This window comes from Trichocoleus desertorum ATA4-8-CV12 (assembly GCA_019358975.1).
Classification (GTDB): domain Bacteria; phylum Cyanobacteriota; class Cyanobacteriia; order FACHB-46; family FACHB-46; genus Trichocoleus; species Trichocoleus desertorum_A.
In genome coordinates this window covers 1-23799 of sequence record JAHHIL010000057.1, presented here as the reverse complement: position 1 = coordinate 23799, position 23799 = coordinate 1, and the positions used below count along the sequence as shown (strand labels likewise).

General features: G+C 52.2%; 23 protein-coding genes. 7 read left to right on the top strand and 16 right to left on the bottom strand.

What is annotated here, in order from left to right:
• Positions 1-478: 478 nt before the first annotated feature.
• The 8 genes from KME12_24430 to KME12_24395 form a co-directional block, all read right to left on the bottom strand.
• Entirely contained in the window at positions 479-721 is a 243-nt protein-coding gene (locus KME12_24430) for a DUF1272 domain-containing protein (protein MBW4490925.1), read from the bottom strand.
• The gene (locus KME12_24425; protein ID MBW4490924.1) at positions 714-1661 is read right to left on the bottom strand and encodes an alpha/beta hydrolase; all 948 of its coding nucleotides are present in this window, start codon (positions 1659-1661) and stop codon (positions 714-716) included. The genes KME12_24430 and KME12_24425 overlap by 8 nt, the downstream gene beginning before the upstream one ends.
• A complete protein-coding gene (locus KME12_24420) occupies positions 1658-4774 on the bottom strand; it encodes an efflux RND transporter permease subunit (GenBank protein MBW4490923.1) in 3117 nt (1038 codons plus the stop codon). The genes KME12_24425 and KME12_24420 overlap by 4 nt, the downstream gene beginning before the upstream one ends.
• Entirely contained in the window at positions 4771-5937 is a 1167-nt protein-coding gene (locus tag KME12_24415) for an efflux RND transporter periplasmic adaptor subunit (protein MBW4490922.1), read from the bottom strand. The genes KME12_24420 and KME12_24415 overlap by 4 nt, the downstream gene beginning before the upstream one ends.
• On the bottom strand, positions 5937-7268 hold the full coding sequence (locus tag KME12_24410) for a TolC family protein (GenBank protein ID MBW4490921.1): 1332 nt from the start codon (positions 7266-7268) through the stop codon (positions 5937-5939). Before KME12_24410 ends, KME12_24415 begins: the two co-directional genes overlap by 1 nt.
• Positions 7269-8096: 828 nt before the next feature.
• A complete protein-coding gene (locus KME12_24405; GenBank protein ID MBW4490920.1) occupies positions 8097-8843 on the bottom strand; it encodes a response regulator in 747 nt (248 codons plus the stop codon).
• Positions 8840-11284 carry a response regulator gene (locus KME12_24400; protein MBW4490919.1) on the bottom strand — a complete coding sequence of 815 codons (2445 nt, stop codon included), beginning with the start codon at positions 11282-11284 and terminating at the stop codon, positions 8840-8842. The genes KME12_24405 and KME12_24400 overlap by 4 nt, the downstream gene beginning before the upstream one ends.
• A 158-nt stretch (positions 11285-11442) precedes the next feature.
• Entirely contained in the window at positions 11443-11886 is a 444-nt protein-coding gene (locus KME12_24395; GenBank protein ID MBW4490918.1) for an acyl-CoA thioesterase, read from the bottom strand.
• 60 nt (positions 11887-11946) lie between these two features.
• On the opposite strand from KME12_24395, the gene KME12_24390 reads away from it, so the two are divergent.
• Positions 11947-12507: a PadR family transcriptional regulator gene (locus tag KME12_24390; protein MBW4490917.1), complete on the top strand. Its 561-nt coding sequence runs from the start codon at positions 11947-11949 to the stop codon at positions 12505-12507.
• Here KME12_24390 and KME12_24385 read toward each other — a convergent pair.
• The 4 genes from KME12_24385 to KME12_24370 are packed head-to-tail and all read right to left on the bottom strand — an operon-like array spanning position 12497 to position 16062.
• Positions 12497-13267 carry a fumarylacetoacetate hydrolase family protein gene (locus KME12_24385; GenBank protein ID MBW4490916.1) on the bottom strand — a complete coding sequence of 257 codons (771 nt, stop codon included), beginning with the start codon at positions 13265-13267 and terminating at the stop codon, positions 12497-12499. The two genes, KME12_24390 and KME12_24385, sit on opposite strands and share 11 nt — an antisense overlap.
• Complete coding sequence (locus KME12_24380) at positions 13264-14640, bottom strand: MFS transporter (protein MBW4490915.1); 1377 nt, start codon at positions 14638-14640, stop codon at positions 13264-13266. Before KME12_24380 ends, KME12_24385 begins: the two co-directional genes overlap by 4 nt.
• A gap of 44 nt (positions 14641-14684) precedes the next feature.
• Positions 14685-15263, bottom strand: a complete 579-nt coding sequence (locus KME12_24375; GenBank protein ID MBW4490914.1) for a cupin domain-containing protein — start codon at positions 15261-15263, stop codon at positions 14685-14687.
• A complete protein-coding gene (locus KME12_24370) occupies positions 15247-16062 on the bottom strand; it encodes a dienelactone hydrolase family protein (GenBank protein MBW4490913.1) in 816 nt (271 codons plus the stop codon). The genes KME12_24375 and KME12_24370 overlap by 17 nt, the downstream gene beginning before the upstream one ends.
• Positions 16063-16072: 10 nt before the next feature.
• Here KME12_24370 and KME12_24365 point away from each other — a divergent pair, with 10 nt between their 5' ends.
• Positions 16073-17107, top strand: a complete 1035-nt coding sequence (locus tag KME12_24365) for a LysR family transcriptional regulator (GenBank protein MBW4490912.1) — start codon at positions 16073-16075, stop codon at positions 17105-17107.
• A gap of 111 nt (positions 17108-17218) precedes the next feature.
• Here the strand turns inward: KME12_24365 and KME12_24360 are convergent, their stop codons facing one another.
• A complete protein-coding gene (locus KME12_24360; protein MBW4490911.1) occupies positions 17219-17860 on the bottom strand; it encodes a TetR family transcriptional regulator in 642 nt (213 codons plus the stop codon).
• Between the two features lie 232 nt (positions 17861-18092).
• Here KME12_24360 and KME12_24355 point away from each other — a divergent pair, with 232 nt between their 5' ends.
• The 5 genes from KME12_24355 (at position 18093) to KME12_24335 (ending at position 22220) form a co-directional block, all read left to right on the top strand.
• Entirely contained in the window at positions 18093-19034 is a 942-nt protein-coding gene (locus KME12_24355; protein ID MBW4490910.1) for an alpha/beta hydrolase, read from the top strand.
• A 458-nt stretch (positions 19035-19492) separates the two neighbouring features.
• Positions 19493-19876: a cupin domain-containing protein gene (locus KME12_24350; GenBank protein MBW4490909.1), complete on the top strand. Its 384-nt coding sequence runs from the start codon at positions 19493-19495 to the stop codon at positions 19874-19876.
• A 17-nt stretch (positions 19877-19893) separates the two neighbouring features.
• Positions 19894-20571 (top strand): nuclear transport factor 2 family protein, encoded by a 678-nt coding sequence (locus KME12_24345; GenBank protein ID MBW4490908.1) that lies wholly within the window; start codon positions 19894-19896, stop codon positions 20569-20571.
• Positions 20572-21079: 508 nt separating this feature from the next.
• Positions 21080-21838: a DNA/RNA non-specific endonuclease gene (locus KME12_24340; GenBank protein MBW4490907.1), complete on the top strand. Its 759-nt coding sequence runs from the start codon at positions 21080-21082 to the stop codon at positions 21836-21838.
• 70 nt (positions 21839-21908) lie between these two features.
• On the top strand, positions 21909-22220 hold the full coding sequence (locus tag KME12_24335) for an HU family DNA-binding protein (protein MBW4490906.1): 312 nt from the start codon (positions 21909-21911) through the stop codon (positions 22218-22220).
• 118 nt (positions 22221-22338) lie between these two features.
• On the opposite strand, the gene KME12_24330 is transcribed toward KME12_24335, so the two are convergent.
• From KME12_24330 to KME12_24320, 3 genes are all read right to left on the bottom strand, one after another.
• A complete protein-coding gene (locus KME12_24330; GenBank protein ID MBW4490905.1) occupies positions 22339-22611 on the bottom strand; it encodes a hypothetical protein in 273 nt (90 codons plus the stop codon).
• 354 nt (positions 22612-22965) lie between these two features.
• A complete protein-coding gene (locus KME12_24325; GenBank protein ID MBW4490904.1) occupies positions 22966-23196 on the bottom strand; it encodes an MbcA/ParS/Xre antitoxin family protein in 231 nt (76 codons plus the stop codon).
• Between the two features lie 353 nt (positions 23197-23549).
• A complete protein-coding gene (locus KME12_24320) occupies positions 23550-23753 on the bottom strand; it encodes an H-NS histone family protein (GenBank protein ID MBW4490903.1) in 204 nt (67 codons plus the stop codon).
• Between the last annotated feature and the right edge of the window lie 46 nt (positions 23754-23799).

Here is a 23799-nt window from a genome sequence, read left to right as displayed (position 1 = left end):
AATCCTCAATCAAATTGATGCTGAGCAGCGTTTGCAAACATGACACAAAAGGCGTGAATATATTTTTTGGCTCAGCAATGTTGAGTAGAAATGATTGATCTCGAAAATCCGTGCAATGCGCTGGCTTGATATAGGTCTACGCGATTCTGTAAACGCTATGTCGCGTTCAAAGTACCATCGGCGCAATAGCAAAAAATCTTCACTCAAATTTATATTTATTTATCCCGGAAAGGAAAAACATGCCAAATATTCAATTTAGCACGCAAAACACAATTGGCAGCATAGAACTACTCTGTCGAAACCATTTTTCTATGTAATATTTTCTTGCAGTAAATCTCTCTACAATTGCGCAACTGGCTGTGGTGAGGTTTCCAAAGCAGCCGCTATTTTCACAGCATACTTTGCGAATGATAAAAAAGGGCGAGTGCACAGCGCACACTCGCCCTTTTACATTCCGCCTATATGACTCAGAGAGTCGTTAACTTTGTATCGCTGAAGGCCGATAAATGCGATATGTTCCTGCAGGATTATTCTGCAACGCCTCTCCTCGTCGCGTAGGCCGTGGAACCAATTCACCGCCACAGTTAGGGCAGGAAAAATTAAATAAATGATTTGCGCAGGTGGAACAGAAAGTACACTCAAAACTGCATATCCAAGCGTTCTGACTGTCAGGGGCAAGACTCACATCACATCGTTCACAACTTGGACGAAGCTCAAGCATTTTCTATCTCCACACTCTTAGGAACTAGATCATAAATTGAAATCTCTGACTTCATGTTTGAAGATAAGAGCTTCAAGCATTCCCTGATGCAATGAGAAACTATCGAGAGATGTCCCTCACCTGTACGTAGGTGAAACCGTCCTCCCGGCAGATGAGATGCTAAAAATTCTCCCATGGCGACTGGTACATGACGATCTAGATCACCTTGATATACATGGACTGGGCACGAGATTTCTCTGAGTTGCGCAGTCCCTTGCTTGGATATGCGACGTGCTTCACTTAGGCTACCGCTGATGCCTTGCCTGTAAGCTTCTGCCATACCTGCAGCGAAGCGCTCTCGTACTTTAACGTTCTCCGCCAGCAACGCTCTGTCTGGGGGGGGTAATGCCCTACTCAGAATCTCTACAGCACGCTCTGCGTCACGCCTGAAGATCGTGGAATCTGCAAATAGGAGAGGGGTAATTGCCAAAGGCAGAGTTTTGGCCGCAGCGAACATAAACTTCAGTACACGCATTTGATGTTTCCGCAGCGAAGGAATGTTCATTGGCCCCATTCCCGCAAGAAGACCAACCGCAGAGACTCGAGTCGGCATCAGTCGTGCAGAGGCCAGCGCATAGGGGCCTCCACATGAAACGCCAAGAACTCCGAATCGTCTGTGACCAAGGTAATCTGCAAGAACGGAAACATCAGAAATAATGTGGTCAATAGTTGGAGCATCAACCCAACTGGACCTGCCAAATCCGGGGCGGTCAAATGCAACAAGACAGACTCCCGTAGCTATCGCATCCTCGTGACCCAATTCGGCATGAAGCCTACTTCCAGGAAAACCGTGGAAGAAGTAGACAGGCTGTCCTCCAGGCGTACCGTATATAGCATAGGAGAGAGTACGACCATCGGGCAATCTCAATTGATCATGCAAAGGTATGCGGTCAAAATTCATTTTTCCTCCCGTTTGTAAAATTCTGAATGAATGCGTTGAATCGGAAAGGGGCTGTGAAGGGGCTGAAAATGCGTAATCCACCTTTTCGCATCGTCTACTAGAGAAAACACCACAGGAATGTAGAAAAGTGATAGCACTGTAGATGTAATTAATCCACCAATAACAGCAATTGCCATAGGGGCTCGAAAATCAGCATCAGCACCAAATTTCAGCGCAATAGGTAACATGCCTGCCCCCATCGCAACAGTGGTCATGATAATGGGTTGTGCACGTTTTTCACACGCCTCTACAAGTGCATGAGTGCGCTCCATTCCACCACGAATCGCCACCAAAGCATATTCAACCAAGAGAATTGAGTTCTTGGTTACGATACCCATCAGCATAAGAATTCCAATCGTCGCAGGAAGTGACATCGGCTCTCCGGTTATCAAGAGTAACCCCAAGGCACCGCCGAAAGATAGCGGTAACGCAGCCATAATGGTCAGCGGTTGGGCGAAATCGTGGAACAGCAATACGAGAACGCAGTACACCAAAAGGACGCCGGCAATCATTGCGGTACCAAAATCTGCGAACAACTGGTTCATGCGCTCTGTGTCGCCGAAGTTCGCCTTGCTTACTTCAGCGGGAAGTTGACGCATAGTCGGTAGCTTCTCAATAGCTTCATTAACTGCTCCTAAAGGTGCTCCGCCGATATCAGCCCGTATGCTTACACTGCGCTGCCTATCAAATCGAGTAATCTTGGCAGCACTACTTCCCATTTCGACCTGGGCAATAGAAGTTAGTGGAACACTGGTTCCACCAGAGGTGGGAACTCTAAGCTGTCGCAATGTGTTGATATCTGTCCGTACCTGAGGTGCAAGCTCGGTTCTGATAGGTACGCTTCGCTCATCGAGGTGAAGCTTAGGCAGCAGCGCCCGGACGTCACCCATAGTCGCAACTCGGAGTGTTGTTCCGATATCAGCGACCGAAACACCAAGATCAGCTGCGCGCGCATGATCAATTTTTATCAATACCTCAGGCCTGCGAAGGCTGGCTTCACTTGCAGGGTTTCCCACTCCAGGCACGCCGCGCATCTCATTCTCAAGGCTTGAAGCTGTCGCCTCTAACTGCCGTGGGTTGTCACTCACGAGGATCAACTCAAGCATCTCACCGGCCTCGCCACTACCGAAACGAAAGCGGAATCCTGGTATTTTTTTGAGCTCGGGCTGAACTCTCTTTTCAAACTCGCGCTGTGTTACGGAGCGTTTAGACGGAGCAACGAGCGACACAGTTAATGTGCCAACTCGCACTTCTGCACTTCCACTAGTGCCGACTGAGTCAAGCTGAGCTCCGTTGCCAACCGTGGTGAGAATGCGATCAACTTCAGGCTGACTTGCGAGCACGGCACGGGCATGCTCTGCGACCACAACAGTTTCCGCTAAGCTGGCGCCAGGAGGTAGCTCAAAGTTGATTGTGCTCATCGAGCGATCACTAGCCGGAATGAAGGTTTTTGAAAGCAACGGGGCAAGAGAAATCGACGCTAAGAAAAGCACTACCCCAGACAATATTGCGAGTCTCCTGCGGCCTAGCCCCCACCTTACTAATTCGAGATATTTCACCGTCAGCTTCGCTGGTTCATGGTGAGCAACAGCGCCTTTTAGAAGATATGCTCCCATTACCGGCGTTAACAACCGAGCGACTAACAGGGAAATCATCACTGCGATTGCTACCGAGATTCCAAACTGCCTAAAGAACTGTCCAGGCACGCCTGACATGAAGCTAACTGGAATGAAGACAGCAACGATCGCTAGCGTAGTTGCCACTACAGCCAAGCCAATTTCATCAGCGGCATCGATAGCCGCCTGCAAAGGGCTCTTCCCCATGCGAATGTGCCGGACAATGTTCTCAATTTCGACGATAGCGTCATCAACTAATATTCCGACTACTAAAGATAGTCCGAGTAGCGTAATGAGATTGAGTGAAAATCCCAGCCACTGCATAAAAAAGAAGGTTGGGATGACCGACAGGGGCATCGCCACAGCTGCAATTAATGTGGCGCGCCAGTCCCGAAGAAACCACCAAACCACAATGACTGCCAATAATGCACCCAGAATTAAAGCCTCCACAGAGGCAAAATACGACTCCACAGTAAAGGACACTGGTGCATTGAAAAGTTCGATCGAAATATTTGGATTTGCAGCGTTCAGTTCCTTTACTTTTCGCTCGATAGAGGCGGCAACATCGACCGAGGAAGCACCAACAGCACGCAGCACTTGGAATGCCACGACTCGTTCCCCATTGACAAATGCGTCTTGACGCGGCTCTGCAGAGCCGTCTTCAATAGTTGCAACTTCTGTCAGTCTTACTGATCGAGCGTCCCGCAACCCTAAAGACCATCCGCGCAAGGCCTCCACGCTTTCGGCGCCACCCAGCGCTCGCACGCTCTGCGTACCGCTGGATAACTCGCTTTGCCCGCCAGGCAGGTTGATGGAACTCGCGGCGAGTTGTCTGCTTATCTCTGCAGCTGTTACGCCAAGAGCGTTAAGTCGTTCGGGATCGAGCCGAATTCGTACTTCGCGGTCCACGCCACCTATGCGCCGAATTTGCCCAACGCCCGGCACCGAAAGCAAAGCGCGCGCGACTTTGTTGTCCACAAACCACGACAGCTCTTGAGGAGATAATGTTCTACTGTGGTCTTTCACGACGAAGGTCTGCATCGGCCCACCCGATGTAGTGCTTCGCGTGATAACCGGTTCTTCAATGTCACCCGGCAGCTCACTTCGAATTCGGACCAGTGCATCGCGTATGTCATTGACTGCACGATCCAAATCTTTCCCAAATTGAAACTCAACTAGACTTGTGGAGACACCATCTGTCACTGTGGACAAGATATGTGAGACATCACCCACTGTTGCTAAAGCATTTTCCACCTGCCTAGTTACCTGTGTCTCCAACTCTGCGGGTGCAGCCCCTGGTTGAGCAACGCTCACTGAAACGAATGGGATGTCCACATCCGGAAATTGATTAATTCCCAGTCGTTGAAAGCCCAGTAGCCCGGCAAACGTCAGCAGGATAAAGAGAATTATCGGAGGTATTGGTTTACGGATGGCACGTGCTGAAATATCCTGGATCATTGCGAAGCTCCCCGAGTCAATGCGCTAACATGGAGTCGTTCGCCAGCCTTTACAAATCCAGCACCAGTGGATACCACGCGGGCTTCTTGCCCAATGCCCGTCACCTCCACATGTTCCCCATCTTGCACTCCAAGCGACAGTGTGCGAGTTTCAGCAATATTCCGCTCATTAACCGTATAGACGAAAGGTATGCCATCGCGGTACTGAACTACGCGAATTGGCAAGACCAATACTCTGGCTCGACCAATTTCTATAGATCCAGTAGCATGGCCACCAGATCGCACATCGCGGTGCACCGGAAGTGACACATACACAATGCCACGGCGCGTCGACTTCGCCACCGACGGTGCAACCGCACGAACTCGCCCCTCAATTTTCAGACCTCTGCCTAGATCTACAGAAGCGAGTGAACCTTCACGGATTTGCTGAAGTTCTTTTTCAGGTACTTCTGCCTGCCATTCGACTTGGCTATTTTTTATTATTCTGAACAACTCTCCACCAGGTGGTGTTACAGCCCCCACAGAGGCTGCTCGATGTGTCACTAAACCTTTTACCGGTGAAAACACACGTGTCTGCGCTATGCGAGCGGTAACCTCACGTATTTGCGCTCGAATGGCGCTTACCTGGGCCGCCGCGACTGCCGCGTCGTTTTGTTTGGCATCGAGGGCTTCAACGCTGTAAATACCTGCCGCCTGCACCTGCTGCGCGCGACCCAGATTTTCACGAGCTAATTTAAAGCGAGCTTCGGCTTGAACCAATAAGGCTTCTTGTTGAGCCAATTGAGCAACCAGAACACTATCGTCTCCCTGTGCAAGTAATTGACCCTCTTCCACAGAACTTCCAATATCAACCAGAACACGATTCCATCGAACTGGTGCATCCGAGCCCACTACGATCTCATCCCGTGCAGCAAATCCCCCAGCAACAGTCAACTGACGCGTTATCTCGCGCGATATCGGACTGACAATTTCGACTGCCATCGCTTTATCTATGGATATTTCCACCGTTGAATTTGACTTGTCAATGGCTGCGCTTTTGAGAATCGGAATTAATAAAAATCCCAGGACGAGAATAGATGCCACAACACCCCAAGCAAGTATTCTGCGGGCTCTTCCTGACAATTTGGATTTAGATATTTCATTAACATTCCAACGGTTATTCATTAATATTCTCCATGTCTATGGGCACCCTGCGTCAGTACACGCCCTGCTCCACTATGTCCCGTACCAAGTGCCTTGAGGGCAGCAACTTTGCCAAGAATTTGGTCTCTCTGACTATCTGCCAAACTCATGCGCGCTATTAGTGCCTGTCGCTGCACGTCAAGAAAATCAATTAGCGCTAGTGTTCCAGCCTCGTATCCCACTCTTGCCATGGAAACCGACATATCCATTGCAACGGCCCTCCGTTGTTGTGCCTCTAAAAGCGATTGATTGATCTCGGTGGCCGTATAAGCCTCTCGGATTTCCAGAAGTGCGCGCGCGATCGCATGCTCATACCGCGCACGTGCTGCCTCTGCACGCGAATGTGCTTGATCAGTGCGAGCATTTGCGGCACCGCCATCAAGCAAATTAATAGCTAATCCCTGTGCTATCGACCACAAAATATTACCTGAAGAGAATATTTTGGAGATCCGATTTGAATCACCTCTAATATCGCCAGTAAGAGTTATCTGAGGCCAACGTGCTTGGCTTGTCGCAACCCATGCGGCATCACGACTTGCCAGAAGGAATAAAGCTTCTTGAACATCAGGCCGATTTCTAATGGCTTGCTCAAGTGAGCCTGCAGGCAATGACAGAGACAACAATTTGGTCAAATCGGATTCATTGGCATCAGGAAAATATGACTCTATTTTTTCCGCACTTTCACCAGAGATCAAAGCCATCCTGGTATGCAGGGCCAATCTAAGGCGCCGTAATGATTCCATCACTGAATCTGCGGCCGCAAGATCAGCTTTGGCTCGCTCCAAGTCCAAAATCGAGTGCGTCCCAAAATTGAATCCCAAATTAATTAGTTTTACCGATTTATAAATTGTGCCTCTCGCCTCGCCTGCAGAAGCGATTTTCGAGTTGATAGCAATTAAATCCGTGTATGTCTCTGCCATCTGTGCTGCCAGTGACCATTGAACTAATGCTAATGCCCAGGACTGTGCTTGTGAATCGTATTCAGATGAAGATCGTTGGGTCGCAATACGCCCCCAAAAGTCAACTTCGTAAGAGGCAACAAGATTTAGCTTATGAGAAGATTGAACTGCATCTGATTTCTCCTCCCGGGCACTACGCGCAAGAAGTGCCAGAGAAGGATACTTAGCTGCATCTACCTCAGCTCTCCGAGCGTGTACTTCCTTAAGTCGAGCGACTGCAACTCGTACATCGCTATTATTACTCCAGGCCTTTTGAATGAGGTCATTAAGTCTTTGATCGCCCCAGCTTCTCCACCAATAATTCAGATGATCTGGGTACGAGTATGAATTGTCGGTAGCGCCACTTGACTGCAAACTCCCTGTACTGTTCAGTGTGCTGCTTGCACACCCGGATATCGCGAGTAGCATTGACGCTGAAATCAAAGCCTTGGCCAATATGGATATGCACTTGTCCATATAACTAGTGGTATATTAAGTTTTGAAAGACTGAAATTTGGTGGGCGAAGGGCGATGCTTTAGAATTTCAGATCAGTCTTGACGTATCAACCCCCAGCTGCTTCCCTGAAGTATCAACTCATCGCCATTGCTCCTCGATCCCACTATGGTCGATTAAGCGGCCAAAGGGTTTCAATTAGATTTCTCAGTCTGCACTACCTGGTTTCATTTGAAGCAGTTCGAAGACAAAACACGTCTCCCGGAAAATTCTTGATAAACCAAGCAAATGCCCCCTCGTTTGCAATCCAGCGGAGAGCGGCGATAGTTCACTCTTGGCCGCTTGTGTGCCAATGACTACGGGATTGCGATTTTCAGATTGACGAGAGAATGCAAAAAGACAATGGATTTTTTGACAGCATGAGATATTCAAGTGCAAAAGACATAGCACTCTCGCTCATGCAATTCCAAGTCTTAAAGAGCAGGGTTAGCGAAGCATTGTCGATATACTCGCCAACTTGTGTTGAGTTCTTCTCTACTTCCGGCTGACAGGCGTTTCTAAAATCAGCCTTACAGGTCGTTTAAGAAATTGAATAGTGGAACAGGACTAGACGTGCTCTAGCTGCATTGGTACATGCACATTTGTTCACCCAGAGGTGTCAAAACTTCTGTGCTGGGTTTGTGAGGCCGAAGCATGCTAGTAAAAATAGCAACGCTTCAACGAAACTGTTTGCAAATGGTGCAAGCGAGTTAACGGACCACATCTACTGGGGCTTCGAAGGCATATCCGGATCCACGATGTGTAACGATGAACTCTGGTCTTGTAGCATCGCGCTCAATTTTTCTCCGAAGTCGAAGGATCTGTATATCTATTGATCGATCGTAAACTTCTGCGTCATGCAATCGAGTTAGTTCAAGCAATTGACTTCTTGTAAGTGTTCTTTGAGGAGCACTTAGGAATGCAGTGAGAAGGCTAAACTCGCCATTGGTCAGGCCAATCGGCTCACCTTGTGGGCTAGAAAGCCGACGCAAACCTACATTCAATTCCCATTGACCAAAGCGATAAGCACGTACACGACCAATGGCATCTGGCACTCTAGTTTGCGCGTGAGATCTTCGTAAAAGTGCCCGGATGCGCGCGAGAAGTTCTCTGCTAGAAAATGGTTTAGTAATGTAGTCGTCCGCTCCAAGCTCTAAGCCCATAACTCTATCTGCTTCGTCAGCACGACCTGTCAGCATAAGTATTGGAAGGGTTGGTGATTTTTCTCTCAGTCGGCGGGCAATTTGCATTCCGTTTTCACCAGGTAAGCGAACGTCAAGCACTACAAGATCTATGGTGTCGCGATCAAGAACGTCCGATAGCCCAGCACCTGTCGCTAGCGTTGACACTCGAATTTCATTGTCTTCAAGGTAGCCCCGTAGCAAATCGCGAATGTCTGGGTCATCATCAACCGCGACGACATGAGGAACAACGCCAGTGATACTAATAATTGTCATGTTAGCTTCTCCAAATATTTACCTGTTGCTGGAGTGCTTGTAATAACTTGAAAAACAGCTCGACCTAGCTGGCCAACTGAAAGTGGCTTTTCGAGGACTAAGTTGACACCGCAAACTTTTGCCTCCTGGACAATTTTCGGGGTTAAAAAGCCACTCACCAGTATTATTGGAATGTTTTCCCGAATACTCCTGGCATGTCGTGTAAGTTCTGCCCCACGCATCTGAGGCATTGATTCATCTGTTATTACGAGATCAAATCGCATCGGATTTTCACGTAATAGATTTAGTGCTTCGTTCGGTTGGGTGCAACCCATAGGCTCGAAACCATATATCGCGAGCTCCTCTTCCATCAGGGAAACCAATGATGCTTCATCATCTACTACTAGTACTACTTGGCCTTCGCCGTGGCAATTCAATCTATCTCGTTCTTCAGAAGGTTCCATTACAGTCGCGCAGATCTTTATGGCAGGCAATATGACGATAAATCGACTTCCAATTCCCACTTCACTTTCGACTTGAATGCCTCCCCCCATGTCAGTCACTATTCCATGCACTAACGACAGTCCTAGTCCTGTGCCTAATCCGGTACCGCGTGTGGAAAAAAATGGGTCGAAAATTCGCTCCTGAACGGACTTGTCCATCCCAATACCATTGTCTAAAACCTCTAGACACAGGTAGTCGCCCGGCACTACAGTTCCAGTCAAGGTGTGAATTTCTTGACTGAAGTTTTCATGTCTCAGTCTTACGGCCAATCTACCCTTTTCTTCAATCGCTTGAAGGGCATTGCTGCAGAGATTGAGAATTACTTGGTGGAGTTGAATTGGATCGCAAAGTACCGAAAAACCGTCGCTCTGTAAGCTGACTTCCAAAGATATTATTGAGCTTATTCGGTGCTCAAGTGATTCAAGCACTTCGTGAATTGCTGCTTCAACGTCAACAATGCTCTTTTCACTGACACCGCCACGCGCGAAAACGAGTATCCGCTCCACCAAAGATTTCGCACGCTGACCCGCACGAATACACGTATCTATATGTCTGTACTCAGGAGAAGTCTGATCGAGCCGCCGGCGGGCCAGTTCGCCGTGTCCTAGAATGCTGGCCAGTATGTTATTAAAGTCATGTGCAATACCGCCTGCCAGAGTACCAATCGCCTCCATGCGCTGAGCCCGCCTAAGTTCTTCGCTCAAGCGTTCACGTTCCGCCTCTAACTGCTTGCGTTCGGTTATGTCAACACTGACACCAGCTACCTGGATGCCCCCTGCTTCCGACGACTGAAAACGTTGTGCACGCGTAAGAATCCAATGCTCTCCATCTGAAAGCTCGATACGGTACTCTTGCTCTAATCTATCTGCTTCGCCTTTAATAACAGCATTGCTGTTTTCTATCAAATTTTTACGATCATCTGGATGAATAGGCAGCAAAGCGTAGTAAGCGAGTCTAGGCATGGAACGCGCTTGAGCATTTAAACCAAAGAGCTTATTAACTGCTTCCGAGCTGTATAAGATGTCGCTCTTGGTGTCGTATACCCAATGCCCCCCTCGCGACCCCTCCATTGCGATTGCATATCGCTCATCAGATACTTGGAGTGAATTTCTGGCAGTCTGAAGGGCATTTATTTGCCTCGATACCATCCAAAGAAGCATCGCCGCTAAGGCACAAAGAATACCTGTCCTGAATAGCGTTGTCCAAGCATGGTCACGCCAGTCCGACAAAGCGGTTGATGCTTCCAAAGATACGGCGATAACCAAGGGGTACTCCGGTACCACTTGAAGTGCGACAAAGTGATCAGCGCCGTCAACGGGACTTGGCAGCCGCGCTACTGTGCTTGTAATAGTGCTTTCTGTGGGTAACAGCGTCGCCAATACTTCGAGACGGTGCCCCAGCATTTCATTTGCTGGAGGGTGCCTTGCAAGCAACCAGCCATCACGGTGCATTAGCGAAATTCTGATCGGTTTATCTTGGAAGGAGTCTCGATAGAATCGCTGAAAATACTCCACCTTGCCATGTGCCGAGACAACGCCAGCAAAATCGTTTGTCAGCGCACTAATGCGCCGCCCCATAGCAAAGGTCATTGCACTATTTATTGAGCCCCTAGTTACATTACCAACCCAAAGTTTGGGTACCGCTGATAGTTTTAAACTCTGAAAAACTGATTGATTTGAGATAATTTCGCCAGGCGGTAACTCGCGAAGTTCGGATGACGTGGCAAGGGGGCCGCCCCTTGCGTCGACCACTACAAGTCCTTCTGTTTGAACCAGTCCTTCGGCCTGGTGCGTTAGAAGCTCACCAAGTTTGTCCCTGTCCTGCAAGAGCTCTGGTTCGTTGCTAATCCGATCAGCGAGGTTGCCAAGAACGATGTCGACAGCTTGAATCCCGCGTGCAGTCTGCTCTGCAATGATGCTCGCTTGAGCCTGAAGGTCACGCTGGATATCGTTGATCACATACGCGTACCCGCGGAAGACGTCATAGGCAGCTTGCAGAGCAACGGCTGCAATAAACGCCCCCCCAACCCATCCGGCTCGGCGAGAAACTCTTCGCTGGAACCCGCTTTGTGGAGCGTAGGAGGAGTCCATATACAACCACCCACGTTGCTAAGTGCTCAGGCGTTTTGGCTGGCCGCGCCATCCACTCCGCCAGACAGCAGACTTTTGGCTCCATGGACTATTGCATCGTCAAAGGCACACGACTTTCTGCTGACCTTGTCGAGGTGCACCCCCTTGAGTGTTGTTCGAGCAACGACTTCACCAGTTTCATCGTCAAACATCTCGTGCTCAAAACGTACGCTTCGCTCCTTCACCTCCAGCAGCCGAGACGTAACACTCACTGTGGTCCCGGCATGCACTTCCCGTATGTATGAAATGTGCTGGTCTACTGCCGCCATCCCACGTTTGGTGTCTCTAAGGTAGCCTGGCGTCAGACCTAGCACACGAAACAATTGCCAGGTAGCTTCGTCAAACTTCCCGACGTACCACATCACGTTCATGTGGCCAACATGGTCGCAATGCCATGGGTATACAGTGCCACGATAGGTGTTCAAGCTCATAGGATCTCCTTGATGTTCTATACCTAGATTCTAGGTATTTTTTGATTAAAAGTTAAGTTCATGACGACCAAGATGCGAGAAGTGGTGATCGGCCTGCTGATGGAGAACCCAATGCATGCATATGCCTTGAAGAAGGTCATGGGACCGCGCCTTCCGCCAGGCGAGCTGGTGAATGACGGCATCCTCTATCCGTTGCTGTCCAAGCTGGCCAAGGAGGGACTCATCAGCGGTAAAGACGAAATCAGTCCAGGGGGTAAATCTCGTCGCGTCTACAACGTAACCGCCTCTGGTCGGGAGCTGTTCGCACAATGGCTCAGGTCCTCGGAGGACGAGGCTGACGAGGCTACTTATGACTTTTTTCTTGGCCACCCCCTTCTTGCAAAAGTGCAGTTTTTCAGTCAGCTGACCGAAAGTGAGCGGCGCGCCAAGTTAGCCGAACACGTAGCACGTACTCAAGCTAAGCTGAACGACTATCGCTTGATCCGGGAGGAGATGATTGAACGCCAGGCTGATGAATTCCGCATCCGGTTGTTAGATCTCGGTGCTTCGCATCATCGTCAGACCTTACGTTGGCTCAAGCTACTGATGACGCAACGAACTGAAGATGCCCTTACTCTCTGACATCGCTGCTTGCGACGGGAATCGGAGGTTGCCCCCCACAATCCTTCGATTTCTCCGAATCCGACGCCACTCTTACGCGAACTGTCGGCAATCCGTCTATCGAAGCGACCATGGTTTGGCCCGCCACTACAGGTCCTACTCCCTCGGGCGTTCCGGTAAAAATCAAGTCTCCGGGCTCAAGTCGGAACCACGACGAAAGGTGGGCAATGATTTCATTTACCGGCCACATGAGCAGAGAGACATCGCTACTCTGACGCAGTTGATCTTCAACTTTGACGCTAATCGCCCCTTCAGTAACGTGCCCCCCTCTGGAGACCGGAATCACTTCTCCCACGATGGCTGAATCATCGAAGGATTTGCCGGTTTCCCAAGGCCGTCCCTGACGTCGCATCTCCATCTGGACGTCCCGACGTGTCATGTCCAGCCCTACTGCGTAACCCCACACATGATCTAGAGCAGTATCCGCAGGGATGTTGGTCCCACAACGGCCAATCACGACAACCAACTCGACCTCATGCTGATAGTCACTAGTGCGGCTGGGATATGCCACGGCCATCTCAACATCGTGATGAGCTGCTAGTACAGCGTCGCCAGGCTTGCAAAAGAAGAACGGTGGATCTCGGTCGGAGAACCCCATTTCTCTAGCGTGGGCAGCGTAGTTGCGTCCAACGCAATAAACGCGGCGAACAGGAAGGAGTCGCGGCTCCTGAAACACATGCAGGCAGCGCAATGCTGGCGCAGGAAATATGTAGTCCCTCATCGCGCCTGCCCCTCAACTAAATTGCCCGATGCGCGGGTGTTCGAAACTCCCTGATCCCCCCGCTGGGCAGCTAGCGCGATCACTGCAACAGCTGCTAGGAGAGCTGGTATAGCAGCGATTAGAAACAGCAAACCAAGTTGTAGCCCAGTAGCTACAAGAAGACCACCTACTATCGGGCCTACAACCGAGCCAGCTCGTCCCACACCGAGCGCCCAGCCAACACCAGTCGAACGGATCTCTACGGGGTAGCTGTTCGCCGCGAGAGCGTTGATACTTATTTGTGCTCCGATCACGCTAAACCCGACAACAAACACCATGCTCATTAGCGCCCCGAAACCCATGCCCGTCGTTTGACCAACCACCATCGTGGCAATCGCTGCTGCAAGGTATGCAGTAGGCAACACTTTGTAGGGGCCGAACCTGTCAATCAGTCTCGCAAAACACAGTGCTCCGACTATTCCGCCCAAGTTCAGGAGAGCTGTTGAGATGATCGCTTTGTCAAGCGCAACTCCAGACTGACGCAAAAGCGAGGGGAGCCAGTTGACCAGAAAGTAAAGCAAAAGAAGGTTCATGAAAAACACGACCCACAAGAGCAGTGTTCGCCATGTACGCCCTTTACCAAAGAGTCCTTTGACCGTGTCCGAAGGGGCCGCTGCGACGGAGCTCTGTTTTTCGAAAATGATGGCTTTCGCACGCGCTTCACCAACAATGCTCGACATCAAACTGCGCAATTTTTGTTCATGGACACCACGCATGGTCAAGAACCGAACAGACTCAGGCAGCCAGATGTAAAGCACAGGCACCAGCAGCAATGGCAGGACCCCACCCAGCAGAAAAGTAGACTCCCAGCCTAGAACTGGAATCATTCGAGAGGCAACTAATCCGCCAAGTACAGCGCCCAGAGGAAATCCGCAGAACATCAGGCTCACCATAGTTGCTCGTGAGCGTGCTGGCGCGTACTCAGCCGTCAGCGCAATGATGTTAGGCATCGCACCTCCCAAACCAAGCCCCGTAAGAAAGCGAAGTGCGAGCAGCATTCCAATCGAGTCTGCCCATGCAGTTAGCAACGTGAGCAGCCCAAACAGAGCCGTTGTGATGATAGTGATTCGCCTTCGCCCATAGCGATCTGCAAGAGGCCCAAAAACCAGCGCGCCAACCATCAAGCCAGCAAGTCCAGCACCGAAAACTGCGCCAAATGCAGCGACTTGAATACCCCATTGGCTCGCGACCACGGGGGCAACGAACGCAATGGCTTGTGTGTCAAAGCCATCCAGCATTGCAACCAGCGCGCATAGAAAGACTATTCGCTTCTGTGCACCACTGAATGGCGCCTCATCGATAGCGGCAGAGCATGTCATTGATGTGGCGGCCATGGGTGTCTCCTGTCTAAGTTCTACGAATGGCTGAGCTATGTTGCTCAGTCTTGGTGAGGTGCTTTACCTTCAACCATGTGAAATACGCGCCCAATCGGCTCTTCCCAGATCAGGTTCCGGTCCATCGCGCGTGCTGGCATATCCTGAATTACGTACTGGATGGCGGGCACCGTGCCCGAATTGATGTGCTCGTGGCTAGCCATCGGTGGACAGGCGAAGGTGTCACCCTGCTTCCAATCGAAACGCTGACCATCAAGGATTGAATAGCCTTCACCTTGCACGATGTGATAAAGCGCATAGGAGTTGTGGCGGTGAGCAACAATGTGCTCGCCAGGTGCGAACGTCTGTATGCCCAGGAAGATTGACGGGAATACACCCCCTGCCTCGCCGGTATCGTCATTGACCAAAGCGATGAAGCGTCGATCAGCTCGCCGCAGCGGATCTTTCAGTACTTCGTCCAGTCGAGGCTTAAGATCGTCCCAGCGCCAAATGGCCGGGCGCAGGTTCTTCTTGACGAGGAAAGGGTAGTACTCGTCATCGGTCATAAACCGGGCCCACTCGGTACGGTCAACGACACTTTCAACTGGCGAAGGTGCGATTACAGGATCAGGATTTTTGGACATGGTTTGTCTCCAGGGTTGAGGAAGAAAGGTAAGAAAGAGCGCGACGCACGGTACGTTGCCGCAGATGCCAGTCAAGGAAGATTCGTGTCCGCTCCCACGCCTCAGCGGAGGCGACAGGACGGAACACCATCGGCCGGAACCATTCGTCAAAAGCGTGTGGAGCGCCTGCATAGGTGTGCACCTCATGCGCCAGTCCGGTGGCCCACAACCGCTCACTAAAGTCGTTGATCTCTGGTGCACCGATCAGCCGATCCTTGGTTCCGAAGTGCCCGAGCACAGGAGCGCGCAAATGCTCCGCCGCGTCCACTGGGTCGCGTGGCTTCTGTGTCGTTTTCTTTGAATAGGCCAGTTGGCCGTAGTACGCAACAGCACACCCAGGTGTATTGCTTGATTCGCAAGACAGCACTGCATATGTGCCGCCAATACAGAAGCCCAGCACCCCAACATGGCTTCGGTCGATCCCTGCCATGGCCAGCCAGCCAATAACAACGTCGACCTCTTGGAGAACCCTCCGGTCGTCGAGGGCCTGAACTGCCTCCCCAATTTTTTCATGCGTGGAAAGATCTGGAGGGGTACCTACACGACTGAAGTAGTCCATGACAACAACGTCATACCCCTCGTTCGACAGCTGCAACGCAACCTCTTCAATGTAGGGATTCACTCCGGCAATTGCGGGAAGCAGTACCACCGCATGCTCACTCCAACCCTCTGTACGCCGCAGCACACTCACATGAAATGTGTCGCCTGCTGCGTCCTTCAGTGCTTGTCTCTCGAACGACGATCCGATGTCCTGCTTCATGGGTCTCTCCTTGCTGACGCTATCTCTGCGCCGTGGGGAAAGTATCCAAATTCGATCAAGCAAGCACAACTTCGATGACTTATTCTGTAATATTCATTTCGTGAATAATCAAGTGATCGACTTAAACAAGCTCCGTGTCTTCAAGGCCGTTTGGGAGCAGCGCAACGTTTCACGCGCAGCTGAGGCACTAGGTGTTTCGCAACCGACCGTTAGCCATGCGCTGCGCGATTTGCGCCAACACTACGGTGATCGCATCTTTGTCCGATGCCCGGGCGGCGTGATGCCAACCCCTTTGGGGGAGGAGATTGCACGTCGAATTGGCCAAGCTCTGGCCATTCTTGAGCAAGGGCTCGACGTCAAGGGCAGCTTTGATCAAGGGGTGAGTCGGCGTGAATTCACCCTTGTGATGACAGACATTGCCGAGGCCATCATCTTGCCGCGCATTGTTTCGCATTGCCTCACTACGGCTCCAGGCATCGCTTTTCGAGCCATACAACTGCCAACCGAAAGCATCGTTTCCGCTCTACGCGACGGGGCCGCAGATGCCGCCATTGGCTTCAGCCCCGCTCTTCGAGCGAGCTTGCTACATGGAGCACTTTTCGCAAGTGAGTACGTCACAATCGCTAGCGCTTCACACCCACGGATCAAGACGAAACTTTCTCGGGATGACTTCGTTCGGGAACGACACGCAGTAGCACAAGCGCAAGGTACAGGCCATCATGCGGTTGAGGCCGCACTTCAACGTATGGGCCTACTAGACAACGTAGGCGCCCGTGTACCCCATTTCTTAGCACTTCCTGCAATCATCGCTGCTAGCGATATGGTCGCCACAATCCCTCGGCCGTTGGCTGAGCTCATGCTCCCCATTGCGGATGTGAAGATTTACCCAACTCCAATACGACTGCCAAAGTTACTAATCGAACATTTTTGGCACGAGCGATACCATGATGACCAAGCATCGCGCTGGCTACGAGATCTTCTACCTAGAGCCATGCAAGATGTCTTCGCCCATGGACCGAAGGGCTTTCATCAAACCGCCAGGTAATTCAGGTGCGCCTCGCTCTCAAGGCAAAGGATTTCTGAAGAAGCCCTCGCTGATGACTGGTAAAGGGCGCGGTTGGAAAGGCTCCTCCAATTGCCATCTAGATCTGACTGACTATTGAAGCGCCTCGCTCAGATAGCGCTGAACAGTGGCGCCGACCTCCTCAATGATCACGTCTTTAGGTAGCGTCACCACGGGAGGCAGTTTCAAGACATAGCGGCATAGGGCCAAGCCGAGCATTTGAGACGTGATCAAGCCTACACGCGCGACGGCGTTGTCTTTGGCGCCAACCTGCAGGAGCACTGGAGCCACCTGCGTCGCAAAGGTCTCTCGTAACTTTTGAGCCGCCCGCTCGTTGGAAGATGCGGAGCGTAAAAGAATCGGAAGCCCCCCTATTCCCTGCTCCCCTTCCCAGATATCTAAAAAATGTTGAACGAGCAACTTCCCCGCTTTGGAAGAGTCTGACTCGCGCAGGTCAGGTAGCTTCAGGTCCAGATCGATTACCTCAGCAAACAAACCCTCCTTGTTCCCAAAGTAACGCATCACCAGAGCAGGATCCAATTGGGCACGAGCGGCAATGTCACGGACGGTTGTCAACTCGTAGCCACGTTCGGCAAACAGAGCGCGGGCCGCCGTTGCGATAGCTGCACGGCTTCGCTCAGCGTTTCTAGGTAGTGGGTTTGTCATTTCATGGATACCAGATGCATCAACGAGGGGAAGCCTTCGTTGTGGCGCCTTCACGTCCGCCAAGGTCATGACCAAGGTTCGAGACGATACGCCGTCAGGATTTTGGGCTCGTTCTAACCCGCACTTTGATGGCCTTTGTGAGGGCGAGTACGGATCATAGCAATACATTGTCAACAGGCGTTGACAAACAAACGTGCCGGGAGCACAATTTGTCTACGATCGTTGACATCGGGGTGGCGCTCAACGCCGCCAGAGCCTGTGATCGCTACACGTCTCAACAACCCACCATGGAGATTTCATAATGACCCAACTGAATCGACGATCAGTTCTTGTTCATTCTGCCAACGCGGCGCTCGTACTCGGAGCTGCCGGGGCCTTGCACACCAATGCTTTCGCCAACACAGCAGCCGCACCCAAGCCTGTGCGCAATGGTGTGCTGGAGGTACCGGGTGCCCGTCTCTACTATGAAACTGTAGGAAGCGGATCGCCTCTCCTGCTAATCCCAGGCGGCAACGGAACGGCACACATCATGGGGCCGATCATGCAGATCCTCGGCGAACATTTCACCGTCATCACGTTCGATCGAAGAGGCTTTGCACGCAGCCAGCTTGTCGGTGAACAGGACTATTCGCGTCGTCTGCAAACGGACGCAGATGATGCGCTCCAGCTGATCAAGCGTGTTGCAGGTGCACCGGCTGCCGTTTTCGGTCCAAGTTCGGGCGCGATTGTTGCATTGCAGGCGCTGACCCAGGGGCCCGGTTCGATTAACAAGGTCATCGCTTTCGAGCCCCCCGCCACAAAAGAAATGCCGTCGTTTGCTGAAGGCAAGCAACTCCTCCAGTTGATGTACGACACATACGCGATCTACAAAAAATCGGGCATCGCTCCGGCGTTCGACCTGTTCAACACTAGCATGCCGCCTGAAACCGTTGAGCACTTTAAACGCATGCGCGACCCGAACAACCCTCAGTCCCGAGCCGCCATTGAATACTGGATGGAGCACGAGCTCCGTGAGTACACAGCCGTCGACTTTGATCACGCCAAGCTGAAGGCCAATGCAGCTCGCATCGTGATGGCCGCCGGCACGGCCTCGCGCGGATTTCCCCTGCACTCCTTGAGTGAGAACCTCGCCAAAAAAATTGGCGCCACGTTCGTGGAGATCCCTGGCGCCCATACTGGCTACGCTGTTCGTAGCGCTGAGTTCGGACCGGCGATTCTGAGCATTTTGGGTGCCGGTAAATAGTCTCGAATAAGCGGCTCTGCAGCGGAGGTACAGACAGACACCTCGTACCTCCGCGGTGCAATGCCATGACCGCTGAGTAAGGCCTGCGTATTACAGCTTTGAGCTGTGCTGGTAGGGAGAAATCGATCAGGTTCCCCGAACAAGGTGCGCGGGGCCTGAATCAACGTCTACGCCGATGTCTGCCTGCATGCCGAAGAACCGCTAATCGCCATTTTGGATTTGTTTCATTTTTGGATCACGTCCACGATCTCGGTCGGAAACTCGCGTTTGTGCGTGCGTCTTTCGGCCTCCGAATTCGTGTCGAACATAAGCGCCAAGGATGCGGCTTGCAAAGCGGATGCTTAAAAAGCAAGGCGATCCATTTCAGCTGCAATCGAAATGCAGACCAAGAGACATGATGCCGAAACCAGTGCAACGCCAAATAGTCACTGAGTCTGAAAACTGACCGGAGTAACCATATGAACGCATTTAAATCGATAAACCTTGCTGGCGCGCTGGACGCCTTTGACAGCTATTGGCATCCTCACGTCGTCACTCAGTTCAACGGCCACGACATTATGGTCGTGAAAGTAAAAGGCGAGTTCGTATGGCATTCGCATAAGGACACTGATGACTTTTTTCTCGTGCTGAAAGGCCGGATAGTGATAGATCTCAGAGAAGGTCCTGTCACGCTTGGCCCAGGTGAGCTTTTCATTGTCCCAAAGGGTTTAGAGCATCGCCCCCGGGCGGAGGAAGAAGCACATCTGCTGTTGATCGAACCCGCAGGCACGCCAAACACGGGGAATGCGGAGACAGCAGCCCCCCGGCGTACAGTGACTTCTAACGTAAGCCTTTCGAACTGACTGGCGTTGAGGTGCTCATGTCTAACGAATTGCTATTGGGAATGGCCACGCAGCTGAGTTCACTGATAGACCGGGAGTCCATTCGAGGAGTTCTCTACGACTATTGCAGGGCTGTCGACAGGGGTGATATGGCCTTGATGAAGGCGTGTTATCACGAAGATGCAACGGACGACCATGGCTTCTTTGTGGGACGGGCGTGGGATTTCGTTGAGTACGTCCTTCCGATTCTGGCGCAGCTAGAACTCAGTATTCATTCACTGTCCAATCCAAACATACGCTTAGATGGTGATTGCGCTTACGTTGAGACGCAGTGGTCTGTAATTCACCGGCTGAAGCGATTCGGAAAGATGACCGACATGTGGCACCAAGGTCGCTATCTCGATGAGTTCGAGCGACGCGACGGAGCATGGAAAATTCGGCGCAGGGTCACAGTGCACGACGCTGAGAGATGGATCGATACCGCTGACCTTCAGCGCTTGGTGCCGGATACCAACCCCCACAAGGTCTTTCAAGGACGACGAGGGCCTTCTGATCCCGTTTACAAACTGGATCGTCTGGCGACTCTTGCGCGTCCTACCTTCAGGTTGGAAGAACTGTGGCGTCCACTAAAGCAGGCCCTGTGTATTCCGAAGTCTTTGGTGCATTGGGTCGGCGGTGCGATGCAGAGACGGTCCCATGGTCATGCGGAGAAGTGACTCGCTCCGTTTGCTAACTCTCTCCACAAGCTGAACGGACTTCGAGGCTTTCATCAAAAATGACTAAAAAGTGTTCAAACTCAAGGCCGTGACAAGCTTTGCCTTGAGGGCGGTGAAGTCCAACCGCTGGCGCTCCAACCGCCTTCGCCTTGGCTGAAGACCCGCCCCGTGACGAACCATGTGGCCTGCGCGGTATAGATAAGCCGCTCCGCAGACACTGCACGGTCAGCGTTTCACAATCTCACTTTGACGCAGAGTAAAAGGGCTCAGCAGTGCCGACCGGCATCGCAGAGCAACGTCCACGCATCTTATGAGTCGAGGCGGATGCAATCCCTTTTTGTTGGAGCCTCTTATCTCTGCAAGCAGCTGTAAAACCCTGCGGGATCCGAGCATTCGGGCCGAGGGGTGAAGGAGAACGGTGCTCCAATCGGGCTCCGTTTTGCTCCACCCGAATGCTCCTTCTGTGAATCGTCTGTTCTTTTGGCCAGGCCGTGCGCGCCTGGCGGCTGTGCTGGCCCTGTCTCTTGCCGGCGTTGCTCTCCCGAATCTTTCCTCGGCACGTTCTCCGCAGTTCGACAGTGCGGCGCTGCTCACACCCGAGCCGACCTCCTTTGCGCGGTGCCCGCAGTTCTTTGCGAATGGCACACCACCGGCCATCACGCCCCGGCCACAGTTGCGGGAGCTTTGCTATGAGGCCTTTGCGGTGCTCCACTCCGGGACGACCAAGACACCGGTGTTTGTGGCTCAGCGCCTGAACCGCAGGCTCATCGAGGATGCGGACGAGAAACGGGCCAAGCGCTTCTTTGCAGATGCACGCCTGCCCAGTGGTGAGCGGGCCGAGCTGGAGGACTACAAGCATTCAGGCTACTCCCGGGGGCACATGGCCCCTGCAGGAGATATGCCGACGCCAACGGCCATGGCCCAGAGCTTCAGTCTGGCGAACATGGTTCCCCAGATTGCCCAGCACAACGGGGGTGCCTGGAACAAGATCGAGCAGGACACGCGGCACTACGTGAAGCGGGCCAAGGGGGATGTGTTTGTGATTACCGGGCCGGTGTTCACGGATGCGGGACCACGCATCGGGGCGAATGGGGTGAAGGTACCGACCTACCTGTACAAGCTGGTGTATGACGCCACGACCAACAAGGCCTGGGCGCATTGGCAGGAGAACCGTGAGGGGGAGACGGTGGGTCGGCCTATCAGCTACCAGGAGCTGGTGAAGCGCACAGGAGTGGAGTTTTTGCCAAGAAGTGCACTGCAGCATTGAGTCGCAGCAAGGGTGGCGTCAGCGGCGGGGTTATAAATCCGTCCTTTCCAACCTCTACACGTGAGCATCCATGAACCGCGCTGAACTCGTTGAAATCCTAGCTTCCAAGAATGATCTGTCCAAGACAGCAGCCAATGCAGTGCTGGAAACGCTGATCGACACCATCCAGACGGCCGTCAAGAAGGGCGACGCCGTGCAACTGGTGGGCTTTGGGACCTTCAAGTCCGCCAAGCGTGCAGCACGCACAGGCAAGAATCCATCGACCGGTGCAGCACTGAAGATCCCGGCGAGCACGGTGCCGAAGTTTGTGGCGGGTGCGAAGTTCAAGGCCGTTGTGGATCCCAAAGCTGCGAAGCGCAAGGCGGACAAGGCTGGGAAGTAAGTCAGACTTTCTCGGTCACCACCGAAACAAACCGCCATGGGCTCAGGCCTCTGGCGGTTTTGTTCTTTGCGCTTCCTGACCGGGGTATAGACCGATTTGCCCGGTTTGATCCAAGCAGCTACCGAACGACCTTCCAACCCATCTCACGGCTGAGTTGCACCGCTGCAGCTTTGGTGGGTACAGCATCCATCCAGAACGAAGGATCGTCCAGCACTCGGATGACCCATTGCGGCTCGCCTGTCTCAGTGGTGTGATGGATGATCACCTCCAGCCTGTCTTCCAAGGCATAGCGGATGGCAGTGGGATAACTGACCGGCGCTTCCTTCTTGAACTCCTTGGCCCAAAGCGTTTGTTCGAGGGCTTCCTGAGTCCAGGTGGGTTTGGTGCTCATGGTGCGGAATCTTACGAGGTTGGGCTGTCGATTTGGTGCTCGGGGTGGCATACAGCGGCATCTCGTACCATCTCGGCCGCCGTAAACACATTTTCGCGTTCGCTCCGTAGATGCTGACTCAGATGCCCAAAGCAATGAGCGCCACTTAGCTTTAAGTGACAGCTGTACTACCCGTTATCGCTCTTTCGTACAGGCGGAAGGAGAGGAGGCAGAAAACTATCCTTACCCCAAGCCGCTCGCGAAGATTGAAGTACTGGTGGAGATGTGACCGATTTAAGCCAAGAAGCAATGCAGCTCCCGGCGGAGACCTTAGTCGCGGGTGGTAGTGATCGAAGTGGCGCTATCTATAAAAATCTAGGCGAAGCTAGCTTTCTGGATTTGCAGCAATGTCGATTGCACCAACGCAAGCCCTCCTGGCTCCTGCAGCACTTCACTCGGGCTGCGGCATCCGAACGCTGGGAGTGGCGCAGCCAGCCACTCTTGCAGCCAGGCGCTTGCGTCGAATTCTTTTGGATTGCCAGACTCAATAACGATCCGCTGCACCAAGGCTGTCAGCACTTGCAGGCGCTCGTCGATGTGTGTCATATCTCATTTTGGGCCTCTACGCCGACGATCGCAACCTTCGAAGCAAATGTCCAACTTCGGAAGCGACACGCGCCGCTTACCTACCGTGCGCATGGTAGGTAACTTGCGCGTGTTAGCAGTGAGGTCCCCTGCCCTCCGACAATTTATAAGCTGAACTCAATAGCCCACTGGTTTCCGAATCTGTCTCTTGGGCTCAATTTTCGATCCCATTCTGACGAGCCAGTAATCGTTGGGTTAGCGATCCAAGCTCGCTGTGCGTCACGTTACGTATTCACAACGAACGAGAGCTGGGCAACTATGAGAACCACGACGAGAGATGACCAACCGCTTCGGCTACTTGAATGGCTGGGCAATCAACGGATGAGAAACGAATCGCGTTCTTTTCCGTCGATCCACTTTGGTGGTTTCCCACGACCAGACCAAGTAGCCCCTGAAGAAGGGTCGTAGTACTTCGCTGCAACCTTCTTTTTCTGTTCTTTGAATCGCCCCGGCTGAACTAGACACCTTCGAGCCTCAAACCTGAGGCCCAATAGGAGGTGCCATGACAAAGCAGCCATATCCAGAAGAATTCAAGATCGAAGCGGTCAAGCAGATCACCGAGCG

Bases quoted from the DNA above. Each gene is read 5' to 3' on its own strand.
- KME12_24385 (MBW4490916.1), bottom strand. From the start codon at position 13,267: ATGAGGGACTACATATTTCCTGCGCCAGCATTGCGCTGCCTGCATGTG.
- KME12_24405 (MBW4490920.1), bottom strand. From the start codon at position 8,843: ATGACAATTATTAGTATCACTGGCGTTGTTCCTCATGTCGTCGCGGTT.
- KME12_24420 (MBW4490923.1), bottom strand. From the start codon at position 4,774: ATGATCCAGGATATTTCAGCACGTGCCATCCGTAAACCAATACCTCCG.
- KME12_24335 (MBW4490906.1), top strand. From the start codon at position 21,909: ATGAACCGCGCTGAACTCGTTGAAATCCTAGCTTCCAAGAATGATCTG.
- KME12_24390 (MBW4490917.1), top strand. From the start codon at position 11,947: ATGACGACCAAGATGCGAGAAGTGGTGATCGGCCTGCTGATGGAGAAC.
- KME12_24415 (MBW4490922.1), bottom strand. From the start codon at position 5,937: ATGAATAACCGTTGGAATGTTAATGAAATATCTAAATCCAAATTGTCA.
- KME12_24375 (MBW4490914.1), bottom strand. From the start codon at position 15,263: ATGTCCAAAAATCCTGATCCTGTAATCGCACCTTCGCCAGTTGAAAGT.
- KME12_24330 (MBW4490905.1), bottom strand. From the start codon at position 22,611: ATGAGCACCAAACCCACCTGGACTCAGGAAGCCCTCGAACAAACGCTT.
- KME12_24380 (MBW4490915.1), bottom strand. From the start codon at position 14,640: ATGGCCGCCACATCAATGACATGCTCTGCCGCTATCGATGAGGCGCCA.
- KME12_24325 (MBW4490904.1), bottom strand. From the start codon at position 23,196: ATGACACACATCGACGAGCGCCTGCAAGTGCTGACAGCCTTGGTGCAG.
- KME12_24355 (MBW4490910.1), top strand. From the start codon at position 18,093: ATGACCCAACTGAATCGACGATCAGTTCTTGTTCATTCTGCCAACGCG.
- KME12_24345 (MBW4490908.1), top strand. From the start codon at position 19,894: ATGTCTAACGAATTGCTATTGGGAATGGCCACGCAGCTGAGTTCACTG.
- KME12_24370 (MBW4490913.1), bottom strand. From the start codon at position 16,062: ATGAAGCAGGACATCGGATCGTCGTTCGAGAGACAAGCACTGAAGGAC.
- KME12_24430 (MBW4490925.1), bottom strand. From the start codon at position 721: ATGCTTGAGCTTCGTCCAAGTTGTGAACGATGTGATGTGAGTCTTGCC.
- KME12_24320 (MBW4490903.1), bottom strand. From the start codon at position 23,753: ATGGCTGCTTTGTCATGGCACCTCCTATTGGGCCTCAGGTTTGAGGCT.
- KME12_24425 (MBW4490924.1), bottom strand. From the start codon at position 1,661: ATGAATTTTGACCGCATACCTTTGCATGATCAATTGAGATTGCCCGAT.
- KME12_24395 (MBW4490918.1), bottom strand. From the start codon at position 11,886: ATGAGCTTGAACACCTATCGTGGCACTGTATACCCATGGCATTGCGAC.
- KME12_24350 (MBW4490909.1), top strand. From the start codon at position 19,493: ATGAACGCATTTAAATCGATAAACCTTGCTGGCGCGCTGGACGCCTTT.
- KME12_24360 (MBW4490911.1), bottom strand. From the start codon at position 17,860: ATGACCTTGGCGGACGTGAAGGCGCCACAACGAAGGCTTCCCCTCGTT.